23 protein-coding genes and 1 pseudogene are annotated in these 21,513 nt (G+C 37.5%); 11 read left to right on the forward strand and 13 right to left on the reverse strand.

Features of this window, described 5'->3' with window-relative positions; genetic code table 11:
• On the forward strand, positions 1–219 hold a 219-nt coding region (locus tag SGJ10_10045), incomplete at its 5' end, for a T9SS type A sorting domain-containing protein (protein MDZ4758459.1).
• Between the two features lie 68 nt (positions 220–287).
• Here the strand turns inward: SGJ10_10045 and SGJ10_10050 are convergent.
• The 4 genes from SGJ10_10050 to SGJ10_10065 all read right to left on the reverse strand — a co-directional run bounded on the left by SGJ10_10050 (position 288) and on the right by SGJ10_10065 (position 3,378).
• Positions 288–704, reverse strand: coding sequence for a BrxA/BrxB family bacilliredoxin (locus tag SGJ10_10050; GenBank protein MDZ4758460.1), 417 nt, complete (start codon positions 702–704; stop codon positions 288–290).
• Between the two features lie 110 nt (positions 705–814).
• Positions 815–2,434 (reverse strand): alkaline phosphatase PafA, encoded by a 1,620-nt coding sequence (gene pafA, locus SGJ10_10055; protein ID MDZ4758461.1) that lies wholly within the window; start codon positions 2,432–2,434, stop codon positions 815–817.
• A gap of 60 nt (positions 2,435–2,494) precedes the next feature.
• Positions 2,495–3,193 carry a hypothetical protein gene (locus SGJ10_10060; protein ID MDZ4758462.1) on the reverse strand — a complete coding sequence of 233 codons (699 nt, stop codon included), beginning with the start codon at positions 3,191–3,193 and terminating at the stop codon, positions 2,495–2,497.
• Positions 3,190–3,378 carry a hypothetical protein gene (locus tag SGJ10_10065; GenBank protein ID MDZ4758463.1) on the reverse strand — a complete coding sequence of 63 codons (189 nt, stop codon included), beginning with the start codon at positions 3,376–3,378 and terminating at the stop codon, positions 3,190–3,192. The genes SGJ10_10060 and SGJ10_10065 overlap by 4 nt, the downstream gene beginning before the upstream one ends.
• Positions 3,379–3,490: 112 nt before the next feature.
• On the opposite strand from SGJ10_10065, the gene SGJ10_10070 reads away from it, so the two are divergent.
• From SGJ10_10070 to SGJ10_10095, 6 genes and pseudogenes are all read left to right on the forward strand, one after another.
• Entirely contained in the window at positions 3,491–4,555 is a 1,065-nt protein-coding gene (locus SGJ10_10070; GenBank protein ID MDZ4758464.1) for a DoxX family protein, read from the forward strand.
• A 57-nt stretch (positions 4,556–4,612) separates the two neighbouring features.
• A pseudogene (locus tag SGJ10_10075) lies at positions 4,613–4,942 on the forward strand (endonuclease domain-containing protein).
• Positions 4,943–5,226: 284 nt separating this feature from the next.
• Entirely contained in the window at positions 5,227–7,014 is a 1,788-nt protein-coding gene (gene lepA / locus SGJ10_10080) for a translation elongation factor 4 (GenBank protein MDZ4758465.1), read from the forward strand.
• A 44-nt stretch (positions 7,015–7,058) separates the two neighbouring features.
• On the forward strand, positions 7,059–7,220 hold the full coding sequence (locus SGJ10_10085) for a hypothetical protein (protein ID MDZ4758466.1): 162 nt from the start codon (positions 7,059–7,061) through the stop codon (positions 7,218–7,220).
• Positions 7,220–7,669 (forward strand): hypothetical protein, encoded by a 450-nt coding sequence (locus SGJ10_10090; GenBank protein MDZ4758467.1) that lies wholly within the window; start codon positions 7,220–7,222, stop codon positions 7,667–7,669. Before SGJ10_10085 ends, SGJ10_10090 begins: the two co-directional genes overlap by 1 nt.
• A 12-nt stretch (positions 7,670–7,681) precedes the next feature.
• The gene (locus SGJ10_10095) at positions 7,682–7,933 is read left to right on the forward strand and encodes a VF530 family protein (GenBank protein ID MDZ4758468.1); all 252 of its coding nucleotides are present in this window, start codon (positions 7,682–7,684) and stop codon (positions 7,931–7,933) included.
• A gap of 58 nt (positions 7,934–7,991) precedes the next feature.
• Here the strand turns inward: SGJ10_10095 and SGJ10_10100 are convergent, their stop codons facing one another.
• Positions 7,992–9,659 carry an ABC transporter ATP-binding protein gene (locus SGJ10_10100; protein ID MDZ4758469.1) on the reverse strand — a complete coding sequence of 556 codons (1,668 nt, stop codon included), beginning with the start codon at positions 9,657–9,659 and terminating at the stop codon, positions 7,992–7,994.
• A gap of 47 nt (positions 9,660–9,706) precedes the next feature.
• Positions 9,707–10,696, reverse strand: a complete 990-nt coding sequence (locus SGJ10_10105) for an SIS domain-containing protein (protein ID MDZ4758470.1) — start codon at positions 10,694–10,696, stop codon at positions 9,707–9,709.
• Between the two features lie 322 nt (positions 10,697–11,018).
• On the opposite strand from SGJ10_10105, the gene SGJ10_10110 reads away from it, so the two are divergent.
• The 3 genes from SGJ10_10110 (at position 11,019) to secG (ending at position 14,650) form a co-directional block, all read left to right on the forward strand.
• On the forward strand, positions 11,019–12,974 hold the full coding sequence (locus tag SGJ10_10110; GenBank protein ID MDZ4758471.1) for a T9SS type A sorting domain-containing protein: 1,956 nt from the start codon (positions 11,019–11,021) through the stop codon (positions 12,972–12,974).
• A 115-nt stretch (positions 12,975–13,089) separates the two neighbouring features.
• Positions 13,090–14,334, forward strand: a complete 1,245-nt coding sequence (locus tag SGJ10_10115) for a hypothetical protein (GenBank protein MDZ4758472.1) — start codon at positions 13,090–13,092, stop codon at positions 14,332–14,334.
• Between the two features lies 1 nt (position 14,335).
• The gene (gene secG / locus SGJ10_10120) at positions 14,336–14,650 is read left to right on the forward strand and encodes a preprotein translocase subunit SecG (protein MDZ4758473.1); all 315 of its coding nucleotides are present in this window, start codon (positions 14,336–14,338) and stop codon (positions 14,648–14,650) included.
• A 307-nt stretch (positions 14,651–14,957) separates the two neighbouring features.
• On the opposite strand, the gene SGJ10_10125 is transcribed toward secG, so the two are convergent.
• The 7 genes from SGJ10_10125 to SGJ10_10155 all read right to left on the reverse strand — a co-directional run bounded on the left by SGJ10_10125 (position 14,958) and on the right by SGJ10_10155 (position 21,016).
• A complete protein-coding gene (locus tag SGJ10_10125) occupies positions 14,958–15,743 on the reverse strand; it encodes a hypothetical protein (GenBank protein MDZ4758474.1) in 786 nt (261 codons plus the stop codon).
• A gap of 47 nt (positions 15,744–15,790) precedes the next feature.
• Positions 15,791–17,320, reverse strand: a complete 1,530-nt coding sequence (locus SGJ10_10130) for a FumA C-terminus/TtdB family hydratase beta subunit (GenBank protein ID MDZ4758475.1) — start codon at positions 17,318–17,320, stop codon at positions 15,791–15,793.
• Positions 17,321–17,509: 189 nt separating this feature from the next.
• Positions 17,510–17,944, reverse strand: coding sequence for a DUF6526 family protein (locus SGJ10_10135; GenBank protein MDZ4758476.1), 435 nt, complete (start codon positions 17,942–17,944; stop codon positions 17,510–17,512).
• A gap of 6 nt (positions 17,945–17,950) precedes the next feature.
• Positions 17,951–18,343 (reverse strand): energy transducer TonB, encoded by a 393-nt coding sequence (locus SGJ10_10140; protein MDZ4758477.1) that lies wholly within the window; start codon positions 18,341–18,343, stop codon positions 17,951–17,953.
• Positions 18,319–19,707: a dihydrolipoamide acetyltransferase family protein gene (locus SGJ10_10145; protein MDZ4758478.1), complete on the reverse strand. Its 1,389-nt coding sequence runs from the start codon at positions 19,705–19,707 to the stop codon at positions 18,319–18,321. Before SGJ10_10145 ends, SGJ10_10140 begins: the two co-directional genes overlap by 25 nt.
• Before the next feature lie 161 nt (positions 19,708–19,868).
• Positions 19,869–20,744 carry a site-specific DNA-methyltransferase gene (locus SGJ10_10150; protein MDZ4758479.1) on the reverse strand — a complete coding sequence of 292 codons (876 nt, stop codon included), beginning with the start codon at positions 20,742–20,744 and terminating at the stop codon, positions 19,869–19,871.
• A gap of 2 nt (positions 20,745–20,746) precedes the next feature.
• On the reverse strand, positions 20,747–21,016 hold the full coding sequence (locus tag SGJ10_10155; GenBank protein MDZ4758480.1) for a hypothetical protein: 270 nt from the start codon (positions 21,014–21,016) through the stop codon (positions 20,747–20,749).
• Between the two features lie 283 nt (positions 21,017–21,299).
• On the opposite strand from SGJ10_10155, the gene SGJ10_10160 reads away from it, so the two are divergent.
• Entirely contained in the window at positions 21,300–21,512 is a 213-nt protein-coding gene (locus SGJ10_10160) for a helix-turn-helix transcriptional regulator (protein MDZ4758481.1), read from the forward strand.
• Position 21,513 lies beyond the last annotated feature (1 nt).

Consider the following 21,513-nt stretch of genomic DNA (forward strand, 5'->3'; position numbering starts at 1 on the left):
GCTATCGGGATGCCCATGGTTGTCCCGAATGCTTTCGAGACCACCAACCATCAGCACTTGAGCATCGCACTTTATGATATGCTCGGCAAAAAAGTATCCGCCGCGGCGGATACTTTTACCAAAGGCGAGAATATATATAGTATAAATGTGAGTCATTTGCCCAAGGGATTATATATAATACTAGTGGGGGATGTGATGCAAAAAGTTGTGGTGGATTAAATCTAAAAGATTTGCCAACGATGCGTTCGTACAGGCGTTAGCAGAGTCGTTAAATCACCCACATGGACTTAACAATACTGCTCAAACGCACCAATCAAATTATTGGCAATCATTTCAGCACTTCTTCCTTCTATATGGTGACGCTCAATAAAATGCACCAACTCACCATCTTTGAACAAGGCAATAGCTGGTGATGAAGGAGGATAAGGCAAGGTATATTCCCTAGCTTTGTTTACAGCATCGCCTTCCATTCCTGCAAATACGGTTAGTAATTTATTGGGCAAATGTTTGCCGTTTTCTACGGCAAGTCTCACTCCCGGGCGGGCAGTGCCTGCGGCACATCCGCATACGGAGTTTATCATAAGCAGGGCAGTGCCCTTGTTGTCTTCTAACTGAGTTATTACCTCTTCAGGAGTTTTAAGTTCAGTAAAACCTACTTGGGTTAATTCAGCACGCATAGGTGCTACGAGCATTTCTGGATACATTTTTTTTTTTTAATAATTATTATTTTTCTTCATACCATTTGGAAAGTTTAAAACTTTCCAAATGGTATTGTGTTATTGAAACAGTTTTATTTCAAATTTGTTTTATGTTTTTATCTATATACTGATTTCCCGGTGCAAGCACTTGGATTGGGTATTTTAATAAGTGATGAAATAGTGGGTGCAATGTCTATCATATTTACATGCTCAGTGGTTTGCCCATGTTTGATGCCCCAACCCATTAGTACAAAAGGAATATGGGTATCATAATCGTATGGCGAACCGTGTGTGGTTCCTGTCTTTCTGGGCATTTCCATCCATCCGGGTTTTAGGTTTATTATAATATCACCGCAACGTTCGAATCTATATCCTTTTTGTATTAAACTCATGGGGGCATTGCTGGTATAAGGTTCACTCATCATACTGCCTGTATATACTTTATCAACGCCTTCCATATTTTGCAAACGATCCATAAAAGGGTACATCGCAGGTGGCAAGGGGGCATTTTTGCTTAAAGTATTATCGTTAATTGTGAGATATATTTGTTGGTTTTCATAATAAAAATCCCATTTTTCAAATTCGTTATTCATATAACCCAAATAGGTTCTCAAAGTATCCATCATAGCACGGTCGTTAAACAAACCTGCGGGCATATTTCTGTCTTTCATATATTGCACATTATGTGCGGCACCATGGTCGGCAGTAAGGAAAACGAGATAGTTTCCTTTGCCTACTTGTGCATCGAGCTTATTCAAAATCTCTTCTATATCTCTGTCCAATCTTATATAAGTATCTTCCAATTCTATACTCATAGTTCCATAGTGGTGACCCACATAATCGGTACTGCTAAAACTAATGGACAAAAAATCAGCAATACTATCGGTTCCTAAATTTTCATTTTTCAAGGCTGCCAAAGCAAACTCTTTTAGGAGCGTATTTCCATACGGGGTTGTAAGCAAAGTACCATAGCCATCTTTCCGTATCAAGCCCAGTTTATGCGGAAACACAGGCTTTTCTTCTTTCTTGCTTAAAGGTGCTTCATATACAACATCGTCGGCAGTGCTTTCAGTATAAGTATTGATGGGGAAATAAGTATCCCACACTTTATTAATCAATGTTTCGGGCAAGTTTTGATTATTAAAATTCGTCACCCATTCAGGCAATGACCATGTATAATAAGTGCTGGTAATAAACGCTCCATTTTCGTTATCGAACCAATAAGCACCATTAGGTTGATGACCACCCGGCAATATACTGCCGCGGTCTTTGATGCATACTGCAACCACCTTACCTTGCTTGTTGGTAGCCATTCTCAGCTCGTCGGTCATAGTAGTACTATATAAATTAACGGGACTCATTTTCCCCGCTTTTTTATTGATGCTGCCCAGCGTAGTTACATTGCTATCGGCTACACAATACATGGTATCATTGAGGCTACGCTCATACCAATCGTTGGCCACAATACCATTAATACTGGGCGTGGTACCTGTATATATACAAGCATGCCCAGGGGCCGTGAAAGTGGGCGTATAATTTATATGACATTGCTCGAATGAATAACCCATATTGAGTAATCTCTTGAAACCACCCTTTCCATATTTATTTTGAAAACGATACAAATAATCGTACCGCATTTGATCTACCACAATGCCTACAACCAACTTTGGTCTTTGCTGTGCAAAGGCTTGCCCTACAATCAAGAGAGCAAAAAAGAGATAAATATTTTTTTTCATTGTTAGATGCAAAGGTAGGAAATGAATGAGAATGATTGGTGAAATTAAAAATTGTTAAAATTATATAACCAGCCTAACACCGATAGGCACTTGCATGGCATCATAAGTTGATGTTCCCAACTCAGGGATTTTAATCATTTCGAGACTGGGCCTCAACTCAAAATATAAATGCGTCATTGCCTTTGATTCATTATATTTTCCAAGTCTTACATCTAATCCTAAGGGTATATATACCGCCGAGCTAAAAGTGTTTTTATTCTTAAATACTTCCTCCTTATAGGAATAATATCCATTAATCCCATTATAATAATATACTGCTGCCCGATTTGACTGTTTTATACTATACACCGAGGTTCTAATTGTTGTATACGAATTAATTGAAACACCTAACGCAAAACCGAACCCTGTATAAAAACTAAATCGTCTTTTAGTATCCGTGCGAAATATATAAGACCCATTTATTCGTATCTGCGAATTTTTATAATTTAAGTTATGGCTAGTTCGTGTAACAGAATCGATATATAATACGCCAATACTTGATGAACTAAGCGTATCAACTCTTTGAGAACGCTCTTTGCTCCCATTCATAGCTTTTGTAAATGCTCCAAAACTACTAAAACCTATTCTAAATTCCTGGTTTTCCTTATATGCTGTTTTGCTTTTATTTCTAATTCTAGTTGAAATAAATGCTTCGAAAGACCCTCCGGGATTAGTAAAATAAGCACTATTATATAATTCTGATTGGTTAATGTTTTTCAATATATTTGATTGGGTGCAAGTTTTTCAAATTCACTTGCTGAAGTTAAAGAAGGTGATAAAGGTTTAACTCCAAATTGCACATATACACTACTCAGCTTTACCTTTTTTATCTTGTTTTGATTCGGAGCTTGGGCATTGAGTAATGCTGAAGAAATCACGAAAAAAGTTAATAAATAGACTTTCATATTTTTATTTTTTTGTACCTGATGCTTGGGCAAAGATAATTGTTAATTTCAAATTCCTATAATTTTGTACATTTGCAAGTTGCAAGGCATAAAATTTGCAAAATCGTTTTATATGAAATATACTCCTATTGTTCATTGGTCACTACGCATACTCGTCGCGACCCTCTTTATTTTCTCGGCCATCACCAAATTATTTCCTATTGAAGCTTTTGAAAAACAATTGGTCGATTTAGGTTTTGTCAATTGGTGCAATGCCCCCATATTAGCTAGGAGTATTATATCTTTTGAACTCTTTTTGGGACTAGCATTTCTGCAAAATCACTTTTTTAAGAAATTTATTATACCCACTACTGCGGGCATGCTATTGGTTTTTATTATCCATCTTTCGTGGCAAATTGCAATTGCAGGCAATAGCGGAAACTGCGGATGCATGGGCCAAATGATTCCTATGACCCCTTTAGAAGCCATCATCAAAAACATCATCACACTGATATTAATTGTTATTTTATATATTAAAACACCTGCCAAAAACGACAGTAAACATCGTTATCCATTTATTATAATGATTGTGGCTGCTGCTCCTATATTTTTAAGTTATCCTGCCCACTGTTGCTGTGATGTAAATCTGCTCACACCAACTGCTATTCAATTGGAAGATGAAAAACCAACAGATTCAACAAATAAAGATGTTAAAGAAATAAAGCATGATACTTTAGTAAAAAAATTTAAAGAGGATACTATTATAAAACATGATGAGCCCAAGTTAAAAAGAGTAGCGTCTGATTTCTCTGAATTTACAATGTTTAGTGGTAAAAAAGTAAACATTAATTCGGGCAAAAAAATAGTTTGCGTATTCAATACCTCCTGCGACCATTGCATGGGTATTGCAAAAAAAATGACTGCTATTGCAAGTAAAACAAATATGCCACCCATATATATATTATTTTGGAGCGAACTTGATGCAAAAGGCGAAGACCTAAATAAAGAAGTTGCAGCATTTTTTAAATTTAGCGGCAGTTCGCATCCTTATACTATGATAGGTGCTGCTGAATTCTTCCCCAAACTAGGCAAACATAGCAGTCCGCCCCGCATTGCCGTGTTAAACGAAGGCAATATGATGGGCGATTTTGGTGAAGAAAATTTTAGTGAGGCGGCGTTTTTGAAGGCGGTGAAATGAAATTATTACCCAATAGATCTCTACAAATTTGCTCTCAAAAAAAATGCTTCACCTATTATATTCGAAAGGGCAAAAGCATTAAGAAAAACCATCACCGAAGCTGAGAAAATTCTTTGGCAAAAAATTAGGAACAAACAAATATTAGGATTGAAATTTCGCAGACAACATGCAATTAATATTTATATATTAGATTTTTACTGCCACGAAAAATCTTTAGGAATTGAAGTTGATGGACGCTATTATAACAATAAAGATATAATCGAGAAGGATTAAAATAGAACTATGGAATTAGAAAAACTTGGACTCAAGATTATTCGCTTCACTAACGAAGAAGTGATAGAAAATACAAATAAGGTTTTGGAGAGAATTAGGGAGGTTTGTTTGTAGCATTTCACCACCACCCCCCCCTGTCCTTCGCCTTGAGGCGAAGGATGGTAATGTTCGGGGAATACTATCACTTTTGCATCATTCATACTATTAAACAAAACCGAGGAATACATCAACAATCTTAGTATTCCCCGAAAAGTATCGTCTCACTCCCTGAGCAGTGTGATATGAGAGCGAGGTGATACCACGATTGCTATAATATTCCTAATACTCATCAAGGAGAAGTGCAGGAGGTTAAGGTGACAACCGTGCGAGCATAATAGCTTATCTTTGCGGCGAATTTTATGAAGAATATCCGAAATTTTTGCATCATTGCACATATTGACCACGGCAAGAGTACCCTTGCCGACCGCTTGCTCGAATTTACCAAAACCGTTTTGAAACGCGACATGCAGGCCCAGTTGCTCGACGATATGGACATTGAGCGTGAGCGTGGCATTACTATTAAGAGTCATGCCATACAAATGGATTATATTTTCGAAGGCGAAAAATATGTACTGAATTTAATCGACACCCCAGGCCACGTAGATTTTAGTTATGAAGTGAGTCGCTCCATTGCTGCCTGCGAAGGTGCCTTGCTAATTGTTGATGCAGCACAGGGAATCCAAGCTCAAACTATTTCAAATTTATATTTGGCGTTGGAAAATGATTTGGAAATTATTCCTGTCCTCAATAAAATAGATTTGCCGGGTGCCATGATAGAAGATGTAACCGAGCAAATAGTTGACCTCCTGGGCGTAGACCCTGATACTATAATACATGCAAGTGGAAAAACAGGAATTGGAATTGAGGAAATACTGTCAGCAATTATTAAACGTGTAAAAGCTCCCGGAGGTGATGTGAAAAAACCTTTGAAAGCTTTGATATTTGATTCAGTTTTTAATTCATTCCGAGGTATCATAGCATACTTTAAAGTTACCGATGGCTCAATTAAAAAAGGCGATAGAGTTAAATTTATCGCAACAGGCAAAGAATATTTCGCAGATGAGATTGGTGTTTTGCGGTTAGAAAAAGAACCACGTCAAGAAATATTTGCAGGCGATGTGGGATATATTATATCAGGAATTAAAGAAGCCCGCGAAGTGAAAGTAGGGGATACGCTTACACAGGTAGACAACCCGTGTTTAGAAGGAATACAAGGTTTTGAAGATGTAAAACCCATGGTATTTGCAGGTATATATCCTATAGATACAGATGATTTTGAAGAGTTGCGTGAGGCGATGTATAAATTGCAATTGAATGATGCCTCGCTCACTTTCGAACCTGAGAGTTCAGCAGCTTTGGGCTTTGGTTTCCGTTGCGGATTTTTAGGAATGCTGCACATGGAAATTATACAAGAAAGACTGGAACGCGAATTTGGTATGACGGTAATTACCACAGTGCCAAACGTGAGTTATCATGCGTTCTTAACCAAGGGTGAAATGATTGTGGTAAATAATCCAAGTGACCTCCCTGATCCTAGCAGAATGCTTCATGTGGAAGAACCATTCATCAATGCACAAATAATTACAAAGTCCGATTTTGTTGGGGCAGTAATGACGCTTTGTATTAATAAACGCGGACTGATAAAAAATCAATCATACCTCACTACCGATCGAGTAGAAATGAACTTTGAAATGCCATTGGCCGAAGTGGTTTTTGACTTTTTCGACAAACTAAAAACCATTAGTAAAGGATATGCCAGCTTCGATTATAGTCCTATTGGTTACCGTGAAAGTGATATGGTGAAATTAGATATATTAATGAACAAAGAGGTGGTGGATGCTTTATCAGCAGTAATACATCGCGACCGTGCTTACGATTGGGGCAAAAGAATTTGCGAAAAACTAAAAGAACTAATTCCCATGCACCAATTCGAGATACCCATACAAGCAAGTATTGGTGCTAAAGTGATTGCCCGTGAAACCATAAAAGCCATGCGTAAAGATGTAACTGCAAAATGTTATGGTGGTGATATAAGTCGTAAACGCAAGCTGCTCGAAAAACAAAAAGAAGGAAAGAAAAGGATGAAAATGGTAGGCAGTGTTGAGATACCACAATCGGCATTTATGGCGGTGCTGAAGTTGGATTAATATATATTATTATACCGTATATTTGCAAATACCTATATATAATCATGGATTCTAAAAACAAAGCACGAAACGACGCATATAATAAACTTTCAGGTAATGAAAAGTTTAAGTTAATGATGCAGGTATTGGAAGTAAGTTATATATTTAATGGATGTAAACCCTTGAAAGAACCTCAAGGGAAAGGAGTTATATTTAATAAGCATTAATGGATATTTTCAGTAATGATGTATTTGCTTTCTTAAAAGCACTTTATATTCGTAAAGTAGAATACATACTCGTTGGAGGGTTTGCAGTAAACTATTATAGACATCCGAGAGCTACCGGTGATTTAGATTTATGGTTAAAAGACACAGAAGAGAATCGTAAAAAATTAATACAAGCATTTGGAGACGTAGGTGTAGAAAATTTAGAATCTTTGATGATAATGCCGCTATTGGCTGGATATTCTGAAATTATGCTTAACAATGGTTTTTATATATACCTGATGGCTGATTTAAAATCAATAAAGCAAGAGCAATTTGATGAATGCTTATCCTCGGCAAGCAATTTCAATTTAGAAGATATTATAATTAAAGTATTACATAAAAACACTTTAATTGAAGAGAAAAAATTATTAGGTCGATCTAAAGATTTAGATGATGTTGAAAACCTATAATATATAGTTTTTATGGCACAACAAAAGAACAACCCGCTTCATGGAATAACACTACAAACTATATTAGAATATTTAGTTGAAACTTATGGTTGGGAAGAACTTGCAGTCCGTGTAAGTATCAATAGCTTTATTAAAAATCCTAGCATCAATTCCAGTTTAAAATTCCTTCGCACCACGCCTTGGGCCAGACAAAAAGTAGAAGATTTTTATTTGTATACTTTACGTGAAGCACGAAGGACTAAGGATAAAAAGAGTAAGGAGTAAGGGGGCATTGCAAGAGGAACTAGGAGTAAGGATGCTGACTCCTGCTGCCGTATGGCCCTTATTCCTTACTCCTTATCCCTACAATCTTTTTTGCCATCTCCAAAACTTCCTTATGATGCGAAACCAATATCATAGTCAATTGCTCGGTTTCGTTTAATTCTTTCAGATAATCTAATATATCTTTTTCGGTTTCCTTGTCCAAAGCATTGGTGGCTTCGTCCAATAATAATATATGCGGTTTATTATATAATGCTCTTGCCAAGGATAATCTTTGCTTCTGTCCGCCGCTTAGCCTGTTTCCCATCTCCCCAGCTTTCATATTAGCTCGCTTGCTTAATTCATTACTCAAATCTTGCAGTTTTAACAGGTCAATTAATTTGCTCGCCCGCAGCATTTCTGCATCATTGGGTTGGTGACTAAGCGTGATATTTTCAATCAGTGAACCATTATATACAAACGTATCTTGCTTGGCTATTGCAATAGTTTGATATAATAATCCATCCTTATATATATCTTCATTGTTATTATACAATATTTTGCCAGCTGTCGGTTTATATATTCCTGCTATTACTTGCAACAGGGTAGATTTACCGCAACCAGATGGCCCTGTAATTCCTATTATATCACCTTTGTTTATTTGTAAATTAAAACTATTGATTACCTCAGTATCCGATTCATTATATATAAAAGATACGTTTTGCAATTCTATAGTTTCAAACGATTCAATATTGGCGTGGTTGTTTTTCTCTATCGTCCTATAAGGCAATAACTCTTCAATAGTGTAATGGTAATTTTTTAATTTGAGCAATGAAGAAGATATGCGATTAATGGATGGTATTAACCTAAAAGCCGCAGCAGTAAACAACCCCAAATGATATAATAAACGATTGGTGCCAAAACCTGCTAACATAGATGATATAATAATCAAAACCAAGCCCATCAATGCAGCAATTTCAACGATACGATGTGGGACGGATGAATACGTAAATAAAGCTGCGTCATTCGTATTTACTTTTTCTTGATTTTGAAAATAGTTTTTGAAAAAGAATTTTTCTTTGCCTAATAAGGCTGCTTCTTGCCAACCCGAAAAAGCTTCACTCAATTTATCATACGCATTGGTTGAAGCCTCGTTTCTCTCCGTGCCCATGAGGTGCATACGGTTTTTAAGCATTCGATAAATCAAGTACATCACAGGCCCTAAAGTGAAACCAATAAGCAAAAATAAATACGGTTTGAATAAGGCCAATGCTATTATAATAATACACATCAATAGTAACTCACTAATCAATATACCATAAGGCAATAAAATACCACTGGCAAATGCGGAGGGCACAAACATGATTCGGGTAATCAATTTTGCCGTTTCATGCTGTTTAAGTTGTTGAAAATTGTGACTATAATAATGTCCAAACATCCTCTCACTCAACTTCCCTGCAATTTGATGGGCAAGCTTGGCTTGCTTATTATTGATAATAATGCCCAATATGTTTTTTGCCATAAATAATATAAGAAGTACCACCACCAAAATTAATATAAATGATTGTTGGTTTTGTAGGGCAAGCCAATTATATAAACGCCCCCAATAATGATGAAGAGCTATATTCTCGCCCGAAGCTAAAACAGATAAGAGGGGAACCACAAATGCGAGAACTGTGGCATCTAAAAATATTCCAAAAATTACGAGCCTATTAACACGGTTATACTCAGCAAATTCTTGCGGGCTCAATATCTGCCCGATATATTGTCTTACTTTTCTGAAATAAAAAAGCCTGTTTAACAATGTTCTAAGAATTCTTTCAATGATGCTATATTGGGCACATTCATCGAATCCACTTGTTTATAATCTGCTATAAGGAGCGATAACCAATCGAGGCGGAATATTGTTTCGTATATAGCTGCCAAGTGAAAATCGACCACCGCTACATGCACCACTTTATGATACTCTACTTCGAGTAAGGAATTTAGGAAATCGAAACGGTTTTCGGTCCGTTCATTTTCTTGCGAATGTATAAATATAAATACCGAAGCAACCTGACCATAATATGTTTCTATCACATTGTGGTTGGCTTCGGGCAGTACATGCACAAATGCTTCAGCTTTGGCATTCTCCTGCACCTGCTGTGCAAACCTAATTCCCACCGCTTCAAATTGTGCATCCGTTACTATAATAATCTTTTTATCGAGGTGCTTTTTAATGGCTTCAAAAATATCTTCTGCAGTTTCTAAATAGGGTGTTTTATCACTTGTCTTTTCTACCAGTGCTTGCAGGCTTTCATCAGGATTTTCTCCCATCAACTCAGCAAAAATTTTCACCTGCACGGTAAGTGAATAACCTAGGGCCATTCGTGGTTGAAAACCTGACTGTATAATATTATAGTGAACACCATCTGCTTCGGCCAATTCTACAATTTTACCACCTGATGCCACTACCAACATGTGACAACCTTTGGTCTTGCCATCGGCATACATTGCTAGTGTTTCTTCTGTATTGCCAGAGTATGATGCCAAAATGAGCAAAGTGCTTTTATTGGCATAAGCAGGCAAACCGTATTCGCTCACACATTCAATAGGTAACGGGAATTTAGCTGCCACATAAGCTTTGATGAGCCTGCCTCCTATGCCGCTGCCACCGAGGCCAGCAATAATAACATTGGAGAACTGCGAAACTTGTAGTCCATGCGGTTTGTAATTATCCAATACATATTGAATTTGGTTTGGGAACTGCTCTAATGCCCTGTGTTGTGCTGAATTGTCAATCATCATATTGCGGAATAAAATTTAAAAAATTGAGTGCAAATATAAGAAAGGGAGCCAAAGTGTACTTGAAAAAATTGTTACGCTAAAAACCAATCACGTAGTTGTTATCATCTTACGGATATATTTTTCATACTTAACCAGTGTTTGGATTGAAAGCTTCTCTTTTGACTCCGCCAGCAGGCGGAGGAAGTTAAAAAACATGAGAGTTTATTCTTATAAATGCCCATTTTTTTAATAAGCGTAACGAAAAAGAGGAGTTTTCGAACAAGCATTACTTAGTTTTGGAGCTACTTATTAATTATATTTGCAAACTCCAAAATAATTTAAAATGAAAAAAATACCTTTACTATTTTCCATTCTCTTTATTCAAGCAGTATCATTTGCACAACTTTCCAGAGATGTTTCTGTTGAACTTAATGCTATTACTGACTCGGCCAAGCATAGTATTAATTTACAATGGTGGCCCGACTCTAATTGCACAAGCTATGTGGTATACAAAGTAAATACCTCAGGTGGATTTAGTAAAATAAAGACTTTGAAAAAAACCGATATCTCATACCTCGACACCAATATAGCGGTAGGTACTGCCTATGAATACAAAGTGGTGAAAACCACTACAAGCGGCGTTAATGGTGTTGGATTTATCAATGCCGGTATGCACATTCCCGCTGTGGGTTATCGTGGCCGTATGGTATTGATCTGCGAGAAACAAATGGCCGCATCGCTAAGCAATGAAGTGGCCGATTTAGTAAGCGATTTAGTGGCCGATGGATGGTTTGTTCATCGCCTTAATGTGCCTAGCAACGGTAAAGTAGATTCTATCAAAACCCTGCTCGATGACATATGGACACTCTATAGTGCCGACCTCAAAGCCATATACTTATTGGGGCATGTGCCCATCCCTTATTCAGGCAATATAAATCCCGACGGGCACTCCGACCACGTGGGTGCTTGGCCTGCCGATGGATATTATGGCGACATGGATCAATACTGGCCCGACCTTAGTGTGAACAACAGCATTGCGAGCCGTGCAGAAAACAGAAATATACCCAAAGATGGCAAGTTCGACTATAGTGCATTTCCGGGCCAAGTGGAGCTGCAAGTAGGCCGAGTTTACCTTGGCGATTTTAATATTTTCAGTGAAAGCGAAACCGAACTCACTCAAAAATATTTACAGAAATCGCACAATTTTAAAATGGGAAATACCAAACCAGAGATGTATGGCGTTATTGATGACAACTTTGGATACTTTGGTGGAGAAGCCTTTGCAGCCAATGCTTGGAGAAACTTTGCTCCCCTCATCGGACTTAACAATTACAGTAATGGCAAATATTTTAATTCGATGAAAACACATCCTTACCTATGGAGCTATGGCACAGGCGGTGGTTGGTATCAAGGAGCAAGCGGAGTAGGTAACCAAGACAGTTTTAAATATGATACCATACTTGGCACCTTTTCCATGTTGTTCGGTAGCTACTTTGGCGACTGGGATGTAACCAACAGTTTTCTTCGTGGGCCATTGGCCTCGCCATATTCTACTATACTTACCAATGTATGGGCAGGCCGCCCTTGGTGGCAATTTCACCACATGGCCTTGGGCAATAATATTGGTTTCTCGGCTAACCTTGCTATGAACAATACTGGAACGTATTCAAATGGTTATTCATTTGGGAATGGTTTTGTACATGTATCATTAATGGGCGACCCCTCACTCAGAATGCAGTATTTGCAACCCGCTTCGCAACTTGCAGTAAAGGCTAGTGCCAATGGGCAGCAGGCAGAAATGAGCTGGAAAGCATCGCCTGATAAACGTGTGATTGGTTATCATATATACCGTGCCGACAGTTTATTGGGGATGTATAAACAACTCACCACTAGCCCAGCTACAGGTATTTCTTATACCGATATCACCCCTAAAAACGGCAACAATGCATATATGGTACGTGCCGTGCTTTTGGAAGAAACACCATCGGGAAGTTACTATAACCAAAGCCTGGGAATAAGTGGAGAAATTAAACTAAATACAGGGATTTCAAAAATCGAAAATTCAATTGAAATGAGCGTATATCCTAACCCTGCAAAAGATATATTATATATTCAAACAACTAACAATACCAATAATTTCAGTCTTTCAATAGTGGATTTGCAAGGCAAAGAAATTATAAGAAAAAGTATTAAAGGCACCCTGAATACTATAGATTTGCAAGGCTTTTCAAAAGGTGTATATATGTTGCAATTATATAATAACGATATTCTCAAAACAGTAAAATTTGTAGTCGAATAAAGTTGCAAGTTGCAGCCCTGGGCGGCCCGCGGCGGCGGGGAAGGGTACAACCAACAACTTACAACTAAAAAATCATTCTCCGCCCCGGCGGAAAACCTCATTTAATAATTCAATAGTGAACTCTTGGCAATTCTATCAATACACACAATATCCCGATAACCTTAACTTGCACGATGAAGTGCAATTGCGAGGACTTATCAAGGATTATCCGTACTTTCAGGCGGCTCATTTACTATTGGCCAAATGTTTGAAAAACCAGGACAATTATTCTTTTGAGAAGCAATTAAAGTTGGCTGCCCTTTATGCTCCAAACAGATCATTATTATATAGTTTATTAAAATCGGCTGGCAAACGCGTAATGATAGAAGAGATTGCTTTCCCCGTAATTGAAAAAACTGTGGAAACACCTGTTACTGTTGAGGAAGAGTCTATAGAAATAATGGAAGAGGTAATTGAAGTTTCTGCAGCAGTAGCCGAAGAAACTATAAATACTGCTATTGATACGGAGTCAGATAGTAATGAGATAGAAACTACGGAACAAAAAGAAACGCCAATAGCTGCTGAAGATCTCGATAGGGCAGAAGAAACACCAGCCGAGACTGTTGAACCTGAATTGCCTGCAGGTGTGATATATATTACCGAAACCATCACCCAAGAAATCAGCGATGCTGATACGGTTATTACAGATACCTTTATTGAGGAAACCATCATCGAAGAGAAAACAGTTATTTCAGATACAATAATCGAAGAAATTGTTATCGAAGATAAGCTTACCGAGGAAGTTATTTTTGAAGAAGTTATTATATCAGACCGACTCAATACCACAGAAACGGTTATTGAACCACCACTTGCTGAAAGAGCATTCAGCGAATGGCTCAAGCAAACTGCATCATCCGATACCAGTGTATTCCTTGGCGATAGGGTAGGGGCAAATATATTTAAACAACCAGAAACCAGTTATATAATACCTAGCAAAGCTGCAGAAAATTTTGAAGGACTAACGATGCTTTCACTTGCAAAGACAGAACTCACTCAGCCAAGCACGCCAACGGCCAATGAGCTGCCTATCGAAGTACCAAAACGAACTTTCTCGGACGATATTCTGGAAAAGTTCATTACCTCCAACCCTACCATCAGTCGACCCAAAACCGAGTTCTACAATCCATCGAAGGCTGCAAAGAAAAGCTTAGAGCCTGATGAAAACCTTGTTACTGAAACACTTGCAAAAATAGCTCTGAAACAAGGAAACTATTTGAAGGCCCTAAAAATTTATGAAAAATTAAGTTTGAAATTCCCAGAAAAATTCACCATATTTGCAACCCAAATTAAAAAGATTAAAACCGACAATAATTTAGAATAATATGTTCACTTTTTTATGCATTATACTTATCATCATCGCCCTCATATTAATATTGGCGGTGTTAATACAAAACCCTAAAGGAGGAGGCATCGCTGCCAACTTCAATTTCCCACAACAAATAGTGGGTGTGCAACGTACCAGCGACCTCATAGAAAAAATAACTTGGGGTGTCGCTATTGGCATCTTCATTATTTGCTTGGGTACTAGCTTTAGCAAACCCGATCAAAGCCAAGGTTTTGACAATAAAGTAAAAGATGCCCTTGAGAGCATGCCAACTCCTCCAGATGCACAACCTCCTGCTGCTCCCGCGAAGTAATTATATAATAATTTTGAAAAAGCCTGTTAAGTTTTACTTGATGGGCTTTTTTGCTTTATTAAAATACCCGTTTTCGACGTTCTCCCAACTTTGACCTAGAATAATACGGGTTAATGGTCCAAAAGAAAGGGACTAATCCCGAATTCTTTCGGGATGTAGTTCGGCATTACCATTCTACAAACTAATCCGTCTCAGGCGGAGAACTATTATAGTTTAAGAAATGGTATTAGTACACTCTTTGCAAAGCGACAACAACGGAGGACAAGACAAGGTTTTTTGAAAATAAAATAATGAAAATTGGTTTATCCTACTTCCACCTATACCCATCATCGTCAGTAAATCCTTTTAGGTATTGCGGAATAAACCAACAGAACCTCATTGCGGGGAAATAATCAAGTTTGGTTTTGGTATCATACTGTCTTTCGTCATAATTAAACCCACGACGGTTCACCGTAAATGCCTCGTTCAATTCCAATCCTATTTGAAAGTTCACGGTTCTATTTCTAGGATCCATGTACTGATATGCTATATACTGACTTATGCACAGCCCACTATGGAATCTATCATATCCATGTTTATAGTCGGGGTAAAGTTGCGGTGCACCTTCTCCAGGAATTTCCAAACGAAGTTTGTGATGTATATAACCAGCACCAAAAGTTAGCAATATGCCTGTGCCTGTATTTCTTTTTTTATTGAGCAAAAATATTTTTCCCGCCTCAGCCATTATTTGCAAGCCTCTGGAATAGTAGCGGGGTTGTATTAAACTACCATCGGCATTTATTATATCCCCGTCGATGGTATTTATATATTGCAAGGGGTTTACCATAGTTACGCTATTGCCAAACATAAACCGACCAAATACTCCAAATTGCCAGCGATTGTTCGATTTATAGCCCATCCCAAATCCAATGGCATTCATTAGCCCGAATTTTTTTCCCATCTCTCCCATGGGTTTCAAAGGTGTATACTGAAAATTATAAGTTACAGCTCTATTGGGTCGTTTCATGGGTTTTTTCTCTTGGGCGTATATATGGGAATGAGCCAAACCAAAGAGTGAAACTATGATAACAAATATATGTGCTAACTTTTTCAATATATATATTATAACGCAGCAGCGTAATTTTTAGTTGTACGTGTTTATCAAAAAACTTTAGCGGCAAACTGTTCCAATTCTTTTCCACTATCGACCAATACATCTTTGTGCAAAGAAGTACCATGGCTATCCATCGTGCATATCGCTCTGAAACCTTCTACCTCCAATTGCCACATAGCTTCCGGTGTACCGAATTGCAAGCAATGCCCATCAATTACATCTTTAATACAACGGGCATAATATTGGGCAGCACCGCCTATCGCATTCAAATATATAGCTCCGTGTTCTTGACAAGCTTGCAAAGTTTTTGGACCCATACCGCCTTTACCCATCACTACCCTAGCTCCTGTTTTTTTCAATATAGTTCCTTGATAGGGTTCTTCGCGTATACTCGTAGTAGGACCGGCAGCCGTAATTTTCCACTTTCCAGCCGCATCTTGGTTTATTACAGGACCACAATGATATATCACCGCTCCATGCAAATCGTAAGGTGCATCATGCTCTAACATGTAATGGTGCATTGCGTCGCGACCTGTATATATAATACCATTCAGTTCTACCACATCGCCTGCTTTTATTGCACGCACCTGTTCTTCGCTAATAGGCGGTGTTAAACTATGCACACGCACTTGCGAGGTTTCTTCACCTTGTGGTTCATGATACATTTGTTTAGGCTCATCAGCATCACGATAAAGCCAATTTATAATACTTCCTGTTTCTGCATTTATTTTAATTCCCAAGCGGCGATAAGCCCAACAGTTATACGCTACGCTTACAAAAAACGACGCAGGCAATCTATTATACTTTCCAATTTTGCAACCTAGCAAAGTTACCAATCCACCAAAACCCATCGTGCCAATTTTTAATTTATCGGCATTGTTCATTATATAGTTTTCCAAATCACGTAAAACAGGATCTGGATTTTCATCATCTACATTTCTAAATAGTTGTTCTTTGGCAAGTGCATAACCGCTTGTTCTATCACCACCTATTCCTACACCTATAAAGCCCGCAGAACAACCTTGCCCTTGGGCCTGCCACACTGCATGCATAATACATTTTCGTATACCATCAATATCACGCCCAGCTTTTCCCAAATGTTCCAATTCGCTGGGCAAAGAATATTGTATATTTTTATTTTCGCATCCACCACCTTTCAATATCAAACGTATATCTATATAATCATTTCGGTGTTGGTGAAAATGTATAACAGGTGTGCCAGGGCCAATATTATTTCCTGTATTACTTCCATCAATGGGGTCAACAGAATTGGTACGAAGTTTTCCATCCTTGGTAGCTTTGGCCACCATCAATAATATAATTTCTTCTAAAATAATCTGGTCGAAACCTACTGGCGTTTTTACCTCAAAAGTGGGCATTCCAGTATCTTGGCATATTGGACCCACATCGCTGCAAGCCATATCAATATTTTTTGTAATCGTGTCTAGTGCAATGCCTGCCTTTGTTCCTTGCAATTCGCTGTTATGTGCTTTTACCATGCTTCTTCGCACATCGCTGGGAAGGTTGGTACTCGTTTGTACGATGAGGTCGTAAATACTTTGTTCTAATGTGGTCATAAATGTAGTATAAAGTAGAAAGTATATAGTATAAAGATTTTATGTTTTGTTATCAAACCGCAAGTATCAGGTAGCTGGTATAAAGTAGTAAGTATAACAGTATAAAGATTTAGATCAAATTTTTATTAATTGGTATCTAATATAATATATTTTTTATAAACAAGTCAGTGAAAGCTGGTACCAAGTACTTTATACTCTATCGTAATCCCCTACCCAATTTTTAATTTCCTTTTTTATCTGACTATTTTTAAGATTTTCTTTCAAGGTTTTTTCAATCAAACTTTGCAATTCCCCATCCGATGCAAAACGCAAAGCTACAATTTGTCCCATACTCAGGTTTGGGTCTAATGTTGTTCCAAATAATATATAATGTCTGAAATTTAATTCCTGTTTGATGATTCGATTTTGTAGTTTAATTGTAACTCTATTATAATGCCAATACAAACCAATAAATGCAATAGAGATTCCAATTAAATGTAAAGATGTATATAGTTTTTCATCGTGGCATATTCTATATCCCAAACTAAATAAGGATGAAAATAAAATAACAAGTATTAATAGAATTAAATACAAATGTATACCGCTGTATTTTGCTCGGTGGTTTTTATAGTTTTGTGTCGTCATTATATATTATTCTAAGGAAAAATTAATAGGTAAAACCATCATCATTCTTACCACTTTTCCGGCTGAAGTTCCCGGATTAAATCTAGGCAAAATAGCCACTACGCGTAGTGCTTCCACAGTTAAATAGGGTATTTCATTCAAAGCTTTTATATTACTGATACTGCCATCCGTTTCTACGATAAATTGTACCTTTACAGTGCCACCAATATTTTTTGTTTTGGCCTCCTGAGGATATATAATATGAGACGATAAAAAACCAAGTAAAGTATCCTGGTTTAAATAGGGTTGTACATAATTGGTATTGTCTGCAATAGCTTGTGCTTTTGCAAAACTCTGCAAACAACAAATAGAAATTATGATGTATAATGCCCGCACTATACTTCTCTGTTCACGTCCCATTGCTCTAAATAATCTGCTATGCGACGCAAAAAAGTTCCTCCCAATGAACCGTCCACTACACGGTGGTCATAGCTTAATGACAAGAACATCATGTGGCGGATTGCTATGGTATCTCCATATTCAGTTTCCATTACCGCAGGCTTCTTTTTAATACTTCCTGTCGCCAAAATTGCTACTTGTGGTTGATTGATTATAGGTGTTCCCATCAAGTTGCCAAAACCACCCACATTTGTTATAGTAAATGTTCCACCTTGTATATCATCAGGACTTAATTTATTTTGTCGAGCTCTGTTTGCTAAGTCATTTACTGCTTTTGTCAGGCCAAACAAATTTAATTGATCAGCATTGCGAATAACGGGAACTATTAAATTTCCTGTAGGAAGTGCTGCAGCCATTCCTATATTAATTGATTTGCGTTTAATAATTTGATTCCCATCAACCGATACATTAATCATGGGAAAATCTTTGATAGCTTTTGTAACTGCCTCAATAAAACAAGGAGTAAAAGTTATTTTTTCGCCTTCACGCTTTTCAAAAGCTGTCTTATGCTTTTCACGCCACATAACTAGGTTGGTCACATCGGCCTCCACAAAGCTAGTTACATGTGGGCTCGTTGCCAGACTCATCACCATGTGGTCGGCAATAAGTTTACGCATGCGGTCCATTTCTATAATTTCATCGCCGGGCATCAAAGCAATTTTCGAATTTGAGGTCTCGGTTTTAGCAGTAGGTATTTTTTGCTCAGCAGGTTGTGAAACTTGCGGACTAGCTTGTTTAGTGTCAGTTTGCGTAGTTTCAACTTTCACTTCAGGCGAAGCCGCGGCTGGTGTGGCAGCAGGAGCCGAAAGTTTGCGACCACCATTGATAAAGGCCATGATATCGCGTTTGGTTACACGACCCTCATTACCTGTGCCAGCAATCTGGTCCAATTCGCTCATCGATATATTTTCGCTGCGGGCTATGTTCAATACAAGCGGGCTATAGAAGCGATTTCCTTGTGCGGCTGCAACTGGTTTCACCGTTTGTGCGGCATGTTCCATCTGTTTTTCTATTACAGCTACTGGTTCGGGTGCTGGCTCTGGAGCAGCAGCAATCGGAGGAGGAGCGGTTTGCGTTGCACCTGCTTCAATACCAATAATAGCGATGGCCTGACCCACAGCCACCACATCGTTCTCATTATATAATTTTTTGAGCAACACCCCACCTTTGGGTGTGGGTACTTCGCTATCAACTTTATCGGTAGCTATTTCGAGCACACTTTCATCGGCAGCTATGGTATCGCCTTCGTTTTTAAGCCAACGGATTATGGTGGCCTCGGCTATGCTTTCGCCCATCTTGGGCATAATGAGTTGAAATTCTGACATGGTTTCTTATTAGGGTTTGCGTATTTGAGATACTGTGCAAAATTAAGGAATTTGCTTATTTAAGAAACAATAAGTTTTCCGCAGGGGGTAAACAGTGAAAATCAGAATTTTTTAATATTAAAATTATCGCAAAAATTCCGCTTGAAAACTCCCAAATAATATTATAGTTTTAATTCTGACTTATAATCAACTTTTGGCTCATCAAATAAATATAGCTCCAATTCTTTTTTATCATTAAACCCTCTTATTTTTTGTTTATATGTAGCAGCTATTGTATTGTTTTCTATTTCAAGTTTTCTATTTTTACTAATGGTTAAAAATTCTTCCTCTTTATCTATACCAAGAAATCTTCTATTAGCTAAATTAGCAGCAATGCCCGTTGTACTGCTGCCAGTAAATGGGTCTAATATCCATGCATCAGGTTTAGTTGAAGCAAGAATTAATCTCGTTAAAACAGATAATGGCTTTTGTGTTGGATGTTTGCCACACGATTTTTCCCAAGGAGCAATAGCAGGCAGTTTCCACACATCTTTCATTTGCTTATCGCCATTAAGTTGCTTCATCAATTCATAATTATAATAGTGCGGAACTTTTGCACTTTTGCGTGCCCATATAATTTGCTCTGTTGAGTGTGTAAAAAAACGACACGAAAAATTAGGTGGTGGGTTATTCTTCTCCCATGTTATTACATTCAATATTTTAAAACCTAGCTCCGTCAATATTTGCCCCACCGAAAATATATTATGCATGGTGCCACTAATCCATATAGTAGCATCGTCTTTCATTTTATCTCTAGCAAGCGAAAGCCATTCTCTGTTGAATACATTTATATAATCAAAACCCTGCGATTTGTCCCAATCTCCTTTATTTACACTTACTATTTTACCGCTCTGTATGGATAAACCATTGTTCGATAAAGAATAGGGAGGATCAGCAAATACCATATCAAACTTATGCTCAAACTTGGGCAAGAGTTTCATGATATCTCCGTGCAGAAGATAAAAGTTTTTGTCTTTGGATTTGAAAAAAGAATTCATATTTATTCTTCTAACATATCGGCCAAAAAATGCAATACCGAACCTAAATTATGTTTACCCTCAACAAAGCCATAAACTTCACACTCTTCTGGTATTAATAATGTTTCAATAGATATGTCTTTATCTTCTGAAACCAATCTTAAAGCGTCAACAAGCACTTTAATTTTATAGCCTCTATTTTTAATTAACCATTGATTAGTTTCTTCTTTTGTAGCGTTAGAATCTACAATAACCAATTTGTCCGAATTGTTTATTCCTACTATATTTTTCATGATGCAAATATACTTAGTTTTTAAAAAATGGTAACTACTCAGGTAGGTAAAACTCAATGGTGTCAAGGGCTTTCAATTCAAGTGGAAATGCAATGATATTTACAGAAGTGAGCATTTATAGGTATTCTTCAGAATATAGAATTTAGCAACATATTATCATAGTCAGACTTATCAAGGGTTTTGAATACGTGTTGTACCTGAGTAGTTACAAAAAATGATACTTAATGTATGTAGACTTATTGTAAACATTCCATCAACTTTGCCACGTGGAAAAAGATGCCACGTGGAAAAAGATATTCTAATAAAATTTGGAAGCAGGATTAGGGAATTACGTTTAGGTATGGAGTGGTTCCAAGAAACCCTTGCTGATAAAACTGGATTTCATAGAACTTATATTGGTATGATTGAACGAGGAGAAAGAAATTTATCCTTGAAAAATATCGAAATTTTTGCGAGTTCCTTTGGATTAACAATTTCCGATTTATTAAAATTCTAAA

The sequence above is a fragment of the Bacteroidota bacterium genome, from assembly GCA_034439655.1.
Classification (GTDB): Bacteria; Bacteroidota; Bacteroidia; order UKL13-3; family UKL13-3; genus CANJUD01.